Origin of the sequence: Shewanella sp. Actino-trap-3 (assembly GCF_002836275.1) — a bacterium.
Taxonomy (GTDB): domain Bacteria; phylum Pseudomonadota; class Gammaproteobacteria; order Enterobacterales; family Shewanellaceae; genus Shewanella; species Shewanella psychromarinicola.
In genome coordinates this window covers 2,497,760-2,513,402 of the sequence record NZ_PJCE01000001.1, presented here as the reverse complement: position 1 = coordinate 2,513,402, position 15,643 = coordinate 2,497,760, and the positions used below count along the sequence as shown (strand labels likewise).

General features: G+C 42.1%; 14 protein-coding genes. 6 read left to right on the top strand and 8 right to left on the bottom strand.

The annotated features are described in order from the left end of the window. Positions 1-477: 477 nt before the first annotated feature. The gene (locus CXF80_RS10690) at positions 478-921 is read left to right on the top strand and encodes a DUF2057 family protein (RefSeq protein WP_157822217.1); all 444 of its coding nucleotides are present in this window, start codon (positions 478-480) and stop codon (positions 919-921) included. A gap of 118 nt (positions 922-1,039) precedes the next feature. Here the strand turns inward: CXF80_RS10690 and CXF80_RS10685 are convergent, their stop codons facing one another. The 3 genes from CXF80_RS10685 to CXF80_RS10675 form a co-directional block, all read right to left on the bottom strand. Then, entirely contained in the window at positions 1,040-1,672 is a 633-nt protein-coding gene (locus CXF80_RS10685; RefSeq protein ID WP_101032854.1) for a response regulator transcription factor, read from the bottom strand. A 365-nt stretch (positions 1,673-2,037) separates the two neighbouring features. Beyond that, positions 2,038-2,919 (bottom strand): 23S rRNA pseudouridine(2604) synthase RluF, encoded by an 882-nt coding sequence (rluF, locus tag CXF80_RS10680; RefSeq protein WP_101032853.1) that lies wholly within the window; start codon positions 2,917-2,919, stop codon positions 2,038-2,040. Positions 2,920-3,068: 149 nt separating this feature from the next. Further along, positions 3,069-3,974 carry a DUF72 domain-containing protein gene (locus CXF80_RS10675; RefSeq protein ID WP_443019029.1) on the bottom strand — a complete coding sequence of 302 codons (906 nt, stop codon included), beginning with the start codon at positions 3,972-3,974 and terminating at the stop codon, positions 3,069-3,071. A 215-nt stretch (positions 3,975-4,189) separates the two neighbouring features. Here CXF80_RS10675 and CXF80_RS10670 point away from each other — a divergent pair, with 215 nt between their 5' ends. Beyond that, entirely contained in the window at positions 4,190-7,237 is a 3,048-nt protein-coding gene (locus CXF80_RS10670) for a transglycosylase domain-containing protein (RefSeq protein ID WP_101032852.1), read from the top strand. A gap of 82 nt (positions 7,238-7,319) precedes the next feature. On the opposite strand, the gene CXF80_RS10665 is transcribed toward CXF80_RS10670, so the two are convergent. Further along, positions 7,320-7,760: a DUF3429 domain-containing protein gene (locus tag CXF80_RS10665; protein ID WP_101032851.1), complete on the bottom strand. Its 441-nt coding sequence runs from the start codon at positions 7,758-7,760 to the stop codon at positions 7,320-7,322. Between the two features lie 316 nt (positions 7,761-8,076). Here CXF80_RS10665 and CXF80_RS10660 point away from each other — a divergent pair, with 316 nt between their 5' ends. Continuing rightward, a complete protein-coding gene (locus CXF80_RS10660; RefSeq protein ID WP_157822216.1) occupies positions 8,077-8,562 on the top strand; it encodes a GNAT family N-acetyltransferase in 486 nt (161 codons plus the stop codon). Between the two features lie 11 nt (positions 8,563-8,573). Here the strand turns inward: CXF80_RS10660 and CXF80_RS10655 are convergent, their stop codons facing one another. Then, the gene (locus CXF80_RS10655; protein WP_101032849.1) at positions 8,574-8,756 is read right to left on the bottom strand and encodes a hypothetical protein; all 183 of its coding nucleotides are present in this window, start codon (positions 8,754-8,756) and stop codon (positions 8,574-8,576) included. Positions 8,757-9,033: 277 nt separating this feature from the next. Between CXF80_RS10655 and CXF80_RS10650 the strand changes: the two genes are divergently transcribed. From CXF80_RS10650 to gloA2, 3 genes are all read left to right on the top strand, one after another. Then, entirely contained in the window at positions 9,034-10,308 is a 1,275-nt protein-coding gene (locus tag CXF80_RS10650; RefSeq protein WP_101032848.1) for a DEAD/DEAH box helicase, read from the top strand. Positions 10,309-10,556: 248 nt separating this feature from the next. Then, positions 10,557-12,626, top strand: a complete 2,070-nt coding sequence (locus tag CXF80_RS10645) for a PhoX family protein (RefSeq protein ID WP_101032847.1) — start codon at positions 10,557-10,559, stop codon at positions 12,624-12,626. A gap of 162 nt (positions 12,627-12,788) precedes the next feature. After that, positions 12,789-13,175, top strand: a complete 387-nt coding sequence (gene gloA2, locus CXF80_RS10640; protein WP_101032846.1) for an SMU1112c/YaeR family gloxylase I-like metalloprotein — start codon at positions 12,789-12,791, stop codon at positions 13,173-13,175. A gap of 352 nt (positions 13,176-13,527) precedes the next feature. Here gloA2 and nrfD read toward each other — a convergent pair whose 3' ends face one another. The 3 genes from nrfD to CXF80_RS10625 are packed head-to-tail and all read right to left on the bottom strand — an operon-like array spanning position 13,528 to position 15,623. Further along, a complete protein-coding gene (nrfD, locus tag CXF80_RS10635) occupies positions 13,528-14,469 on the bottom strand; it encodes a cytochrome c nitrite reductase subunit NrfD (RefSeq protein ID WP_101032845.1) in 942 nt (313 codons plus the stop codon). Further along, the gene (locus CXF80_RS10630) at positions 14,466-15,152 is read right to left on the bottom strand and encodes a 4Fe-4S dicluster domain-containing protein (RefSeq protein WP_101032844.1); all 687 of its coding nucleotides are present in this window, start codon (positions 15,150-15,152) and stop codon (positions 14,466-14,468) included. The genes nrfD and CXF80_RS10630 overlap by 4 nt, the downstream gene beginning before the upstream one ends. A gap of 6 nt (positions 15,153-15,158) precedes the next feature. Continuing rightward, on the bottom strand, positions 15,159-15,623 hold the full coding sequence (locus CXF80_RS10625; RefSeq protein ID WP_101032843.1) for a cytochrome c3 family protein: 465 nt from the start codon (positions 15,621-15,623) through the stop codon (positions 15,159-15,161). Positions 15,624-15,643: the final 20 nt, after the last annotated feature.

The following is a 15,643-nucleotide window of genomic DNA, read 5'->3' as shown; positions in this document are numbered from 1 at the left end:
TGCCAAACACTGGTCATGGTCGGATTTAGATCAGATTATTTTATCAAGCCCCTAGTAAAGTCAAGTCATTAAACGGTGGGTTTTCAACTCATTCTTCATATTCGGATTAGATCTGCAATATGAAGATCTGGTTTCATCGGCAGTAGCCTTTGGTAAAGGAAAAATCTATGCTGTGGATAAATAACACGTTATTGAAAGACTCGTATGTTATTTGAATTTGGCTCTGTTGATAAGGAGCTGTCAATAGCCTGGTATTATCATTACGGTTGATTCATTTTGTCTACGTAATATTATCTCTGTATTAATCTGAGTAATAAACCATTATTAATACAATAAGATAACCATTAATGAAAGGCACTCATTTTTGTTAAGGTATTTTTAATATAAAAAATTGAAAGTTATTGGCATATTTCGAGGTCTATTAAATTATGACCAACATACTTAATCGTTAAGTATGAAATATGGATGAATATGACTATGACGACTTCATTTTCTGCTAAAACGCTACTCAGCTCTATCACAATCGGCTTAGCATTATTATTCGGCGCGTCAGCTCAAGCGTCTAGTATTACTGTACCGGACTCCATAATAGTCGAAACTATTAACGGTAAAAACGTGAGTTTTGAACATACCATTGGGCTTAACTATGGACAACAATTGGTTGAAATTAACTATCGAGATATTTTTCAAGACAATGCTGATGATTCAGGAGGTTGGGTTCGTTCTGAACCCTTATACTTAACATTAAATGTGGATCATAATCAGCGTTATGAGCTCGCAACGCCTGTTATTTATAGTGAGGAAGACGCCCGTGAGTTTTTAGACAATCCGCAAGTGACATTAAGTATCAATGGTCAACATCATAAAGATGTCGCATTAATGACTCAGTTGCAGTTATTAACTAAATTGGTATTAAAATAAATTTTATAATGTTTCGCTGCTGAATGAATAAACCCCATAAGCGAAAGCTCATGGGGTTATTTTTTAATGTCGTATTAAGTGATGTATAAGACTGGCATCACTGGGTATTTATAAAAAGTCAACTGGCAGCGAAAGCAAATAATTGACCACGATTTTTAATCTTGGTCTTTTTATAAATATTTTGGACATGCATTTTTACGGTATTAACTGAGATACTAAGCTCTTTGGCTATTTCTTCGTTGGTTAATCCATGCAATATGAGGGACAAGACTTGCTGTTCTTTTTTGGTGGTCACCGCGAGTATTTTGTCGCGATTACCTGAAGATGGAATACGCTTTCTTTGTAAAATGTATTTGGATACCGCTTTTGGGTGAAAACTAATGTCGCCATCATGTACTTTCTTGATGCTTTGTATTTGCTGAGCGATAGCGTCATCGACACTAATAGCACCATGAAATCCCGATGAAATAAAGATGACTTCTAATTCCACATTCAGCGCAGGACAGAATGCGATATGCAAGTCGCTTTTAAATAATTCGGCAGATAAGCAACCAATTTCTTGTAATGGATTCTCAAGATAATGAACCATAATGGTAGTGCCATTTTCGGCATTTTCGGCATTTGATTTTGTTGATAATGCGTTGTTGGCATTGGTTGAAATTAGATTAAATTCAATCAAATTCGCGAAGTGCCGAAATTGCCCATAAAGGTGATCAGGGAAATCTACGATTAAAAGATTATTGCTGAACATGTCACATTCCTTGTTTAAAAACCCAGCATCCTGTTGCTGTCATTTTTTGTTTTCACGACAATATTTCGTTTATATGCTTTAGCTAATATTGTAGAAAATCTATGCAGACCCTAACACGCAATATATAAATAGAAAAAAATTTTGTGTGAATTTTATTCAATGTTATTTTTTTAGTAAACTATATAGGAATATGTTTTTGTTAATCTTTACACAGTATTTGTTCATTTTTTTAGCACCAAAAATACAAGCCTACAGACTTTAAACCTATTTCATACGGTAAAGTGACTGTTTTTCGGTGTACACCATATGTTATATCTTAAACCCGATATTAAGGATGTTGTGGTTGTTGCTGCATATGCTTGAGCTTAGCGTTTCGGTTTTCTTGAATGGCTGACTTTTCCTTTATTTGCGGTTGGCTTTTTAGGCTTAGCCCCTCTACCTTGCATAAAGTGTTCTGGACCTTCAATTTTATCTCGTAAGCTTTGGTTAGGTTTTTTCTTGGCTTTTTTGGGCGAATTTTTGACTTCAGAAGATGAGTGTTCAATCAATTTCATTAAGGTGCTGAGTTCTTGTTCGTCTAAATCGCGCCACTCTCCTACAGGCAGCCCTTTAAGTGACACATTCATAATTGACTGACGTTCAAGCTTGGTGACTTCAACGTTAAAATGTTCACACATGCGGCGGATCTGACGATTAAGGCCTTGAACTAAAATGATTTTAAATACGAACGTTGAGACTTGTTCAACGCTGCACTTTTTAGTGGTGACACCCAGCATGGGAACGCCTGCTCGCATGCCTTGTAAAAATGCTTCAGTGATAGGTTTATTAACCGTGACCACATATTCTTTGTCGTGATTGTTACCTGCGCGAAGGATTTTATTGACCAAGTCACCATTGCTAGTGAGAAATATTAACCCTTGAGAATCTTTGTCTAAGCGACCTATTGGAAATACTCGTTCACTGTGGTTAACAAAATCGACAATATTATCGCGTTCGGTGCTTTCGGTAGTACTGACTATACCGACAGGTTTATTTAGCACGATAAAGATTAAATCTGCTTCATCACGAGGGGCGATATCATGACCATTAACTTTGACTTTATCGCCTAATTCGACGGCGTCACCAATTTTGGCTCGTTTGCCATTGATAAAAACATTACCTTGTTCAATGTAGCGGTCTGCTTCACGACGTGAGCAAACGCCACTCTCACTAATGTATTTATTTAGACGGGTTGCAGATTCACTCATTGTGGTTCCTTTATCAACATAAACGCGCTGCGAGGGCAGACCTGATCGGCGCTGATAATATCATAAAATAGCAGCACAAAGAGCTAACAGTTTATTATCCCCAGCAGAGGTTATCATCTCAATTCTGGCCTATGTTATAAAAATGAGTCTTACAAATCAAAGCCCAGTTGCGTTGTGGTGTGCTGATGCTGAGGTAATAGGTTTATGTCGGCCAGTGTTGATGTGCTGTGAGCCAACTGCTGTTGTAGTAAACGGTATAAATCGACGGCCAATTGCGGCGCATCGTGATTGTCTGGGGTGTGGATAAACAAATAGGGTTGCTTGTGTTGCGCGATCCATAAAGGTAACTGTTTAAGCCAGTTTTGGAAAAAGTACACGTTGGCCTCTGCTTGCGGATGACCAATAAAGCGTACTACTGGATTGCTGGCCGTTGCGATTGCATGCACCGGCACATTGGGTTTTTTTTGATGAGCATCGATCACTGCAGAGGTCGTTGGTGGGGCGGCGAATACTGGGCGAGAGTCCATAATAATACGATTGCATTGATGATTTATCAACAAACGGTTTAATGCTTTTTCCGCTTCTCCTTTGGCAAAAAAGGCGCTGTTACGCACTTCTACCCCATAGGTTAACCCTTGGGGTACTTGAGTTAAAAACTGCGCTAGTTGTGGCAAAGATGGGGGGCCAAAGCTGGCGGGGAGTTGAATTTTCCACATCCCTGTTCGGCTCATAAGGGGGTCCATTACCCTAAAAAATTGTTGTAAGGCTGGGCCTGCATGCTGTAACCGTAATTCGTGGGTGATATGTTTGGGCAGTTTAAAGGTAAATTTAAAATCGTCATGGGTAGCGGCAAGCCAATTTTGGACATTTTGTAATGACGGCGTGGCGTAAAAGGTGGTATTACCTTCTACGGTATTAAATATTTGTGCATAGCGCGCAAGACGATGCGCTTGGCTATTGCCGTATATTGTTTTTTGCCATTGATTTTGTGACCACATGGCTAAACCTAATCGTAATGGTGGATAGGTTGTGGGAGTTGAAGTGCAGCTATCCAAAATAATCCTTAAATTAGCGGTAAGGGCTTTTATATAAAAACACCGATATTGTGGCAATAAAGGCTTAAAAAAACAGTATTTAGTTATTTTGTCTATATCTAATGGCTTTATCCATCTGATAAAATTATCACAAATTAGATCCGCTATGTGTTGAACATCTCAACCAAAAGTAAAATGGTGCATTATTGTGATTTTATGCGTTACATGGAGAGTTTGTGTCTAGTCCACATCCTGATAGTCAGTTTGATAATTTTCGACCTAATACATCTTCCGCCAAACCGACTCCGGTTCGTCGCAGTAAAGCGGGTTGGTTATTCATAGTATTATTGTTAGCAACGGCTTATCTCGTCGAATTTGAGGTGCGGACATCGTATTATCAATCTTATTTTTTGCATCAATATGCCACCAAATTAACCTATACATTACGTGATTATCGCAGTAATGCGGTGATTTACCCTAAATATGGCCCGTTTGATGATCGCCATGGTTATAGCCAATTACCGCAGAAAATAGCCCGTTTAATTGAGCGTAATTATCAAATTACTCAGCAAGTGGCATTTTCACCGATGTTGATGGATTATACCAACATGGGTTTTTTCCCGCCGTATCATGAAAAAGCACAATCAGGCTTATCGATAAAAGATTGCCGTGACATGACGGTATTCGATTTCTCATATCCTAAACGTGTTTATCAACACCAAGATAAGATCCCCTACCAAGTCATTAACACACTATTGTTTATTGAAAACCGCGAAATGTTGAGTCCAGAAGCTAACTATAATCCTGTGGTTGACTGGCCTCGGTTTGTGCTGGCTGGCGCGAGCCAAGTTGCTGGCAGTTTCGGGGCTGATATGTCTAAAGCGGGAGGCAGTACTTTAGCGACTCAAATTGAAAAATTTAGACATTCTAATCATGGTCTAACCTTGAGTATCAAAGATAAGCTATTGCAAATTGGTTCCGCAATAGTGCGAGTGTATCAGCAAGGTGAAAGCACCATTGGCGCTCGTCAACGCATCGTACAAGATTATCTCAACACAGTACCATTATCATCAGCTCCCGGTTTTGGTGAAGTCCATGGTATTGGTGATGGTTTATGGGCGTGGTTCAAAACTGATTTTAATCAGGCTAATCAATTATTATTGAGCCATCATACTCAACAAAATGCGGCACAGCGCGGCAAGGTGTTTCGTCAAGTCGTGGCATTAATGATAGCCCAGCGTCGGCCGTCGTATTACTTACTTCAAGGCCATGACAATTTAGAATCGTTAGTAGACAGTTATTTACGTTTATTGGGCAGTGATGGTCTGATTGAAACGCAACTAATGGTGTCGGCACTTGAGCAAACATTGCAATTTAATACCAGTAAGTTAGCAACCACTAACGTATCTAACAATAAAGGTATTAATGCGGTACGAATTCGTACTGCTGGGATGCTGGGGTTAAGTTTGTATGATTTAAATCGCTACGACTTAGCGATTAACAGCACGTTCCATGGTGATATACAGCAACAAGTTAGCGATTACTTACGCAGCTTAGCCTCTGAGCCAACCGCTGAGCGTATTGGATTGCTGGGTGAGCGTTTACTGTCCGTGCAACAGTTAGATAAAGTACTGTACAGTTTTACGTTGTATGAGAGTACCGACAGTGCCAACCGCGTTCGCATTCAAACCGACAGTATTGATCAGCCGTTTGATATCAATGAAGGCAGTAAATTGGAGCTAGGTTCAACGGCTAAATTGCGGGTGTTAGCCACATATTTAGACATTATTGCCGAGTTACAACAGCGTTTTTCGGCCATGACGGTGGCTGATTTACGCCAAGTGGATGTGGAACGTAAAGACCACATTACGCGCTGGGTCGTCGATTATTTGATGACGACTCGAGATCGCAATTTAACCCGGATGTTGGATGCAGCCTTACTGCGTGAGTATTCGGCCTCACCAAATGAGCGTTTTTTCACTGGTGGTGGTTTACATGTATTTAATAATTTTAATAGCAAAGAAAACAGTCGCGTACCAACGTTATATCAGGCATTACAAGAGTCAATAAACTTGCCATTTGTGCGGCTAATGCAAGACATTGTTAATTACAGCAGTAGTTATAACAGCGAAGGCAGTGTGTCGCAGTTATTGCGTAACGACAAAGATCCTCGCCGCGAAGAATACCTCAAAGCGTTTGCTAAACGTGAAGGCAGTTCGTTTGTAAAACGTTTTTATCGCAAATATCGTCAGCTGGCCCCAGAGCAACGCCTTGAGGTGTTGTTTGACGGGATTCAACAACAAGAGCATAAGTTATCGGCTGTTTATCGCTATTTAAAACCCTACGATGGCGTCCAAGAGTTAAAGGCCTTTTTAGTCAAACGCTTACCCGCAAAAGACTTTAGCGAGAAACAAATTAATCTGCTGTACAACAAATACGGTGAAGATAAATTCAACCTTGCGGATCAAGGTTATATTGCTCGGGTGCATCCGTTAGAACTGTGGGTATTGCGCTATTTAAATGACTACCCAGAAACCGGCCTGAGCCAAGTGTTAGAAGACGCGCAACCGCAATTACAAGAAGTGTATCGTTGGTTATTTCGAACCCGCCATCAAAATGCACGCGATGTGCGTATTCAAGTGATGTTAGAGGTCGAGGCCTTTTTAAGCATTCACCAACGTTGGGTAAGAATGGGTTATCCGTTTGAATACATGGTACCGTCATTGGGGTCTGCATTAGGTAGCTCGGGTGATAGACCTGCGGCGCTGGCTGAGCTAATGGGCATTATTCAAAATGATGGTTATCGTTACCCAACGGTCAGAATTGATGAATTACAGTTTGCTAAAGACACGCCTTACGAAGTGACGCTAGCCAACGACAAGCAAATGATCACCCGCGTAATGCATCAAGAAGTGGCCCGCGCGTTAAAGCGGGCGCTGGCAAATGTGGTTGAAAATGGTACTGCCAGAAGGCTCAAAGGTAGCTTGTTGGATAACAACGGCCAACCTGTGGTTATGGGCGGCAAAACCGGTACGGGTGATAACCGCATAGCGACTGAAATTCGTAATGGCCGCAAAGTGTCTTCAACGGCCATTAACCGCACTGCGACGTTTGTGTTCTATTTAGGCGATCATCATTTTGGTACCCTAACGGCGTTTGTGCCAGGGGAGAAAGCTGACGACTTTAGCTTTACTTCAGCACTGCCATTACAAGTGCTTAAAGGCATGATGCCTATTTTATCACCGATGATAAACCAGCAAGAGCAGTGTCAAACTGGCTTATAAGTTTTTGAGTTGACCTATTTTGTGTGACAAATAAAAAGCTCATGCTTAGCTGCATAGGCTTTTTATTCGATTTAATCTTTTGCTAAACGCCTAACAGACTGAGCATGACAACCACATGGCATGTCACGGCGACAGAGGTTAATATTGTGCGTAATGTGAGATAGCCGTTGGTGGTTGATAATTGTTTGGCTTTAAATTCAACATATAATAAATACAGATGACCACTAGCGAGCAGAATAAGCGCGGATAATACAAACGGAGTTAACAGTGCAATCCAGCTTGCGAGTGCGATAATATTACTAATAATAAGTAACTTAGCGATATTGTCATCTAAGGTTAAGATTACCGCTTTGCCCCAAAGTGAACCGGCAACAAAACTTAAAATAATGGCACTGTAGCTCACAAATCCCAATATAGTATGTTCGGGTGCTAATAGACTATGATTGAACGCCAACACACTGAGAATAATAAAAGGTAAAAGGCCAGCAAAGCCTAACCATTGCCACGTTTTAATGCTTTTCATCCTGTCATCCTTTAATGCATCTTGATACGATAATTCATCGTCAAGCGTGTCGATAAATGAGAGTAATAACCTCAATACTGGATAATAATTGTTTATTAAACAGCCCTTTGTTTCGCGATCTAAGGTGTATCGGCTTACAATAGGCCTGCTATTGATGCGTCAATACGCTATGTTAGCAAAACACATGGCAAGTTTGAGATTGAAGACTTGAAATAAACCCGTTTTTTTAACGATTGATCTCATCTCTTATACAGATTTGAGGTTATATATAATATAAATGATCTTGGTGACACAACATAGAAAAGGCGAACCTGAAATGAATATTTCTCTTCATCCCATTACTGAAGCAGATTTAGATATATTGTTTGAATTTGAACACGACCCTATTGCTAATAAAATGGCAGATTTTCCGGCGCGTAAACGTAAAGCTTTTAACCTGCACTGGCAGCAAAAAGTATTGGCTAATGAAAAGGCTATAGCACAAGGGATTTGGATAGATGATGTTTTAGTGGGTAATGTCGTATCGTGGATTAATACCGACTCAGCCGCAAAGACCGACCCGCAAATGCGTTTAGTGGGGTATTGGATTGGACGTGAACATTGGGGCAAGGGCATTGCCACCAAAGCAGTGGAAATGTTTTTAAAGGAATTTATTTCGAGCCCTGTTTTTGCTTATATCGATAAACAGAACCAAGGCTCAGTAGCAGTAGCGTATGCCAATGGCTTTTTCGACGTTACAGCGCAGTATTCGCAACTAATCAGTAAAGACAATTTACGTTTATTCAGACGTGGTAACGTTTAACATTTAGTGGACTAATGATTGCTGCCGCCACATCCACCACAACAACTGCCACCATTACCTTCTTTTTTGGCAGTGTTTTCAGTTTGAGGCGCTTTGGTTTCTGTTGCATTCGTGTCATCGGCTTTAGGTGCCACATTGCCAACAGATTCAGTTTGCTTGGCTGGCTTGAAAATACCGCTAATTGAAAAACTCATGGTAATACCTCGTAGTAGAGTCACTTGGTGGAATTTCGTGGTGAAAGCTTATGACGAAAGCTAAACATGCTTATTATTTGCATGTATTTAATTGTATAATTCCTACTTTTTTAGTCAAGTATTATCTCTCGCCATAAGCCTAACGTACTTGAGATGTGCTCAACATCACATTTAAGCGCCACTTTTATTGACGAGAATGCTGGCAAGTAAAGCGTAGAGCCTTTGTTTTGACCTGGATGAGTGTGGTAAACAGCCCATCCACATGTTTGGAGTTTGTATGTCTTTTGCCGCGTTATCATTAGATACCTTTTTGGTTAATCGCTTAGCTGAGCTCAATTATCAGCAACCGACCCCTATCCAATTACGCGCTATTCCGGTCATTTTAAGCGGTAAAGATGTGATGGCGGGAGCGCAAACAGGTACCGGTAAAACGGCTGCCTTTGCGTTACCAATACTGCACAATATATTGAGTCGACGTAATGTATCTATTGATCCCCATAGCGGTGCAGAAACACCCAGCGCCAAAGCGGTAATTAGCTGTTTAGTGTTGGTGCCCACGCGCGAATTGGCCCAACAGGTACAGTTGAGTATCGAGCAATACGCCAAAGGCAGTGATATTGGCTGTGTGATGGTTTATGGCGGGGTGAGTATTGGGGCTCAGGTACAACAATTAGCCGCAGGCACCGATATTCTTGTAGCAACACCAGGGCGTTTATTGGACTTATTACGTAAGCGCGCATTGTCGTTGTCGCAGTTAACCCATTTGGTATTTGATGAAGCGGATCGCATGCTGGACATGGGCTTTAAAGATGAAATTGTCGAGGTACTCAAGCGCTTGCCAAGTACACGGCAAACCCTATTATTTTCAGCCACCTTAGATGATCGTATGCTCAGCTTTAGTCGCCGTTTATTGCGCTCGCCGCAAGTGATTGAAGTGGCACAACGTAATACCACTGCTAGCCATATTGTCGAGCGGGTATTTAATGTCGATGCCAACCGAAAGTGCGCCATGCTGTGTCATTTAATTGCCCAAGAAAGCTGGCAACAAAGCTTGATATTTTGCCGCACTAAACAAGGCGCAGACGCATTGGTTAAGCAAATGAAGCAAGCTGGCGTAGCTGCAGAACCGTTTCATGCTGATCTGACTCAAGCCGTGCGCGAACAAGTGTTGGCTGCTTTTAAAGCGGGTGATGTGACCGCGTTAGTTGCCACCGATGTGGCTGCAAGAGGGTTAGACATTAACGAGTTAAATTTTGTCGTTAATATGGAATTACCGTTTCAAGTTGAAGACTATGTACACCGGATCGGCCGAACGGGCCGAGCAGGTAAGCAAGGCCAAGCTATTACCTTATTAAGTGTTGATGACGAGCCGTTACTCACTAAACTTGAAGCCTTTTTAGACCGCCGTTTACCGCAGCAATGGCTGGGCGGATTTGAGCCAGACCTTAATTTGATCGCTCCGGTTACCCGCAAAACAACTAAATCTGCATTAAAACAACAAGCACGTAAAAAAGCCCTAGCGGCATCATCTACTGGCGCTAAAAAACGCTAAAATCTATTTTTATGAGTCGTTAATATTCGTATTTAGTCATCTGTCGTTAGTCGTTAGTCGCCAGTATTAGAATTAGAGTGTGTATATTGATGTCATCAGATGCTGCGGTATCCTGATTGTCTTTTTATTGCCACATTTTTGTCATCCAGTTTGTACCTTGTTGTCACATTAGACGCTTATGTTAACTAACAAATAATTATACCTAATATTTGATCCGTTTTTTTTCAGAGCATAGCTAAGGACAATTTATGAGCAAGGCGACATTTGATCCAACTCGTTTTAACAACAGCAAAAATACTCCTTTCAATGAAGTGATGGATAATCATCTATCTCGTCGTAATTTTGTTAAGCGTGGTCTAGGCCTTAGTGCGATGACTGCGTTTGGCGGATTCGGATTGAGTGCTTGTGGTTCTGATAACGACACCGCAGCGCAAACCCCGACACCGCCTAGTGCCGCTACAGCGCCAGTTGCACCAATTCAGAGTTCTGCGGTATTAGGCTTTGAGTCTATTGCAGGGTCTAAAACCGATGCTGTGGTGGTTCCTGCAGGATATTCAGCTTATGTGCTAGCGCCTTGGGGAACACCATTAAATTCAAAAGCGGCAGCATGGAAAGCCGATGGCAGCAATACCGCTATAGACCAAGAAAACTCTGTCGGGATGCACCATGATGGTATGCATTTCTTCCCGCTGAATGATGCGGCAGATGACGGTTTATTGTGTATCAACCATGAATACATCGACCAAGATGCATTGCACCCAAGTGGCCCAACGTTTGATGCTGATGGTAAGCGCAGCGTTATTGATGAGATCCGCAAAGAAATCAATGCCCATGGTATTTCAGTTGTACGGATTAAATTAGTCAACAACCTATGGCAAGTGGTCGAAAACGACAGCCATAACCGCCGTTTCACCGGCGCAACCGTGATGGATATCGCCGGTCCGTTAGCGTACAGTTCATACCTTGAAACGCGTTATTCTCCCGACGGTAGCCAAGCGCGCGGTACCTTAAATAACTGTGGTAATGGTTATACGCCTTGGGGCACTTATCTAACCTGTGAGGAAAACTGGCCAGGATATTTTGTTAATAAAGGCGCGTTAACCGAGCAACAAACTCGAATTGGTATTTCTACCTCTGATACTCGTTATGGCTGGAACCATTTAGCCGGTGATGACGACGAGCGTTTAGACGAGTTTGCTCGTTTTGATGTCACGCCAACAGGCTCAAACGCGGCGAACGATTACCGTAACGAAGCTAATGGCCACGGTTATATTGTTGAAATTGACCCATACAATCCAAACTCTCGCGCGACTAAGCGTACTGCATTAGGTCGCTTCCGCCATGAAGGTTGTGCCTTTGGTAAGCTTGAAGAAGGCAAACCCATTTCATTCTACTCAGGCCATGATTCACGTTTTGAATATTTATATAAATATGTCTCTGACGCAGCATGGGATCCCGTCGATGCCAATAGCACAAATCGCTTAACGGTAGGCGATAAGTACATGAATGCCGGGACCTTATATGTGGCTAAGTTTACTGAAGACGGTATCGGAGAGTGGCTACCGCTAACATTAGATGGCGTGACGACAGACGGTAGCACCCTTGCTGGTACTTTTGATTCGCAAGCGGCGATTATCTTAAATACTGCTGGCGCGGCGGATTTAGTCGGTGCGACACCGATGGACCGTCCAGAGTGGACAACGGTTGATCCGTTTACCGGCACTGTTTACTTAACGTTGACCAACAATACCAAGCGTACCGACAGCACTAACGTTGCTAACCCCCGTTTAAACAACAGCTTTGGTCATGTCATTCGTTGGAATGAAGGTGATTCTGCTACTGAGTTTAGCTGGGATATCTTTGTCTTTGGTTCACCTACTGATGGTGATGCCGAAACAAATTTATCTGGCTTAACGGACTTAAACCAGTTTGCCAGTCCAGACGGTGTATCGTTCGACCAACGGGGTATTTTGTGGGTACAAACCGATAACGGTGCCTCTGAAGTTACTGAAGCAACCAACGATCAAATGTTGGCGATTGTACCTTCGGCCATGCTTGATGCCGATGGTAACCAACAAGTGGTAACGGCTGAAAACCAAACCCAGCTTAAGCGTTTCTTTGTTGGCCCTAATGGTTGTGAAGTCACCGGTTTTGCGATTACGCTAGACTACACCACAGTATTTGCTAATATTCAGCATCCTAGCAACTGGCCATATTCTGATAAAGCTGACCAAGCCACACCGGCTGGCACTTTGGTGCGCCCACGAGCCGCAACTGTGATGATCCGTAAAAATGATGGTGGTGAAGTGGGTATATAATCCGCTGCCATAAATGGCCGTCACTTAGCGACAATCTAACGCTCAATGATGTAAATTGCCCATATGTAAACTAGGATAAAACCCTGATAGACTTGCGTTATCAGGGTTTTATGTTTTGTGTATAAAGCGTTTTTTGCCAAAAATAGGTTTACAAGGACAGCCATGTTAAACGGAATTCATCATGTCGCGATTATTTGTGCCGATTACCCACGTTCAAAAGCGTTTTATACGCAAGTTTTAGGGCTTAAGATTATTGCTGAGCATTACCGCCAAGCCCGTGATTCTTACAAACTTGATTTAGCCTTACCCGATGGCAGTCAAATTGAATTATTTTCGTTTAATGGCGCGCCGCCAAGACCCAGTTATCCCGAAGCACAAGGCTTGCGTCATTTAGCGTTTAAAGTCGATGATATTAACTCGGTGGTGTTTCATTTGCAGGCTTATGATGTGGTGGTTGAACCGATCCGTATCGACGAATATACCGGAAAATACTACACCTTTTTCAGTGATCCAGACGGTCTACCGTTAGAGCTTTATCAATTGAATTAATGTCAGTTGTTTAAACAACGGTTTCTGATGGGTATTTAATCCTGTTACGGTGGCAGAACTTTATCAATTGAATTAATGTCAGTTATTTAAACAACGGTTTCTGATGGGTATTAATCCTGTTACGGTGACAGAACTTTATCAATTGAATTAATGTTAGTTGTTTAAACAACTGTTTCTGATGGGTATTAATCCTGTTACGGTGACAGAGCTTTATCAATTGAATTAACGTCAGTTATTTAGACGGTGGTTTCTGATGGGGATTAAACCTGTTATCAGCTAATGACAAGGTGAGTGATTCATTCTGTTACGGTGACAGTCCGCTTGTTAATGCGTGCCATCACCGTTTATGAGGCTAATTTACCACCATTTGACCAGTATAAAGCACAAAGTTACGTAACAGTATTACACCTAATAAGCTCAGACAGGCGGTTCCGGCAACATAGGAATACTTGCGCTTTGAAGTGGCAGTCATAAATAAATTCATCGCTAATGGTGCCGACAATCCTAATCCCATAATACCGAACCAAAATACCAATCCCCAAAAGCCTTCACCGATAGCATTAAATGCTGCTACCTTGCTTTGACCACCACTGAAGACTAAACCTAAAAAGAAGGTAAATATAAGTAACATCTCGCCTAATATCAGTGGGATCTCTACTTTATGGATAAATCGCACTTCCTGACCATTAGGACTCCCTTTAAGTAACACACCACCCAGTAGCGATGCTGCAGCACCTGAAGACAAGCCCGAAACTAAAAACAGCAGGGGTAACACAGGGGTATTCCACATAGGGAAGTGAGGTTGAGCCGATAATAGAAATCCGGTATAGGCCCCTAATGACACAGAGAATATGACCAGTAAACCGGTAATACCTGCTTCATAACGGGTTAGCATACTCGTTAGTTTACCGACAATGGGTAAACGGGTTTTGCAAAAATCATCAATAGGTTGTCGGAATGTTATTGCAATCCAAGCATACATAAACACTTGATAAAGCATTAAGATCAACACCCCCATAGACATCACTGAGGTGGGATTATAAAACACCAGAATTTTCCAAAAATCCCAAGGTTTGGTTAAATCTAATACCAAGATCCCCAAGCCTGCTAAGACGGCAATCGCTGCAACAATACACGCTGCTTGGACAAATCCAGATTGATAAGCTTTTTCTTTAAGGCAAACATGTTTTAGCAACACAGCAAAGAACATTGCACCTGCGGATGCCCCAGCTAAAAACAGGTATATGGCAATGGGCCAATGCCAGACCAAGGTGTCAAAATGGAAAGCACTCATAATATAATCTCCCCTTGCTTCGCTTTGATACGAAAGAGTTTAGGTCGGGTGCCTAAATCTAGTTTAGAGCGCTGAGTCGGATTTGCCTTCAATAGCGCAACCAGTTCAGACTCGGGATCTTTAAGATTGCCAAACACCAGTGCTTTTGTAGGGCATGCTTCTACACATGCAGGCTGTTTACCCTGTTTGAGATTGGTTTCACGGCAAAAGTCACATTTGTCGGCTGCTTTGGTTACTGGGTTAATAAATCGCACTTCATAAGGACAGGCTGCAATACAGTATTGGCAACCAACACATCTATCGGCGTTGACCGAGACAATACCGGTTTCTTTATCGATAAAGGCGGCACCCGTCGGGCAGACGTTAACGCAAGGCGCATCTTCGCAATGCTGGCAAGAACGTCGAGTAAAATGATAAAACTGATTAGGGTATTCTCCAAACGGGCCCAATCTTTCGATGCTTAGCCGCGTAACGCCCTCGGGTACATGATTAACTTCTCTACAGGCTTCCACACAGGCATTACAGCCAATGCATTTGGTTTCGTCATGAAGCATGGCGTATTTTGTATTGTTTGTTCCTACGGCCGTTTCGGCATTGGCCTGGTTGCTACTGAGCGGATATACCGACACGCCGGCAACCAATGCGCAGGTGCTTTTAAGGAAATGTCTTCTTGAATTTTCCATGATTAGTTACCTCTGCACCGTGTGGCAGTTGCGGCACACATTACTGCGATCTTTTACACTTAATCCCATCATAGGATCAGATTTAGGATGCAATTTATGGCAAGATGTACAGCTCGTTTTTTGTGCGTGTACGTTATGAGTCCACTCTGCTTTGGCTAATTTTTTAACGGTATGGCATTTAAGACATACGCCATTTTTAGCGTCAATTGTGATGTCGTTTTCCGAAGAGAACACCATCAAATCATTAGGCTTCCTAGGGTGATTGCCTTTTTCACCATGGCATGAACTGCAGCTCATTTTTAGCCGGTCTTGGGCATGATTGCCTTGCATTGAGCCATTGCGTTTATGGCATTTCATGCATGAGTCATTATTAATTTGCTCAGTAGAGTCCGCGCTATTTGCTTCATGACTGATAAGGGTAAGCGACAATAAGCCTACATATAACATCAGTAGCCAGTAATTCCGGGACATAATCAGCCCTCTTTACAATA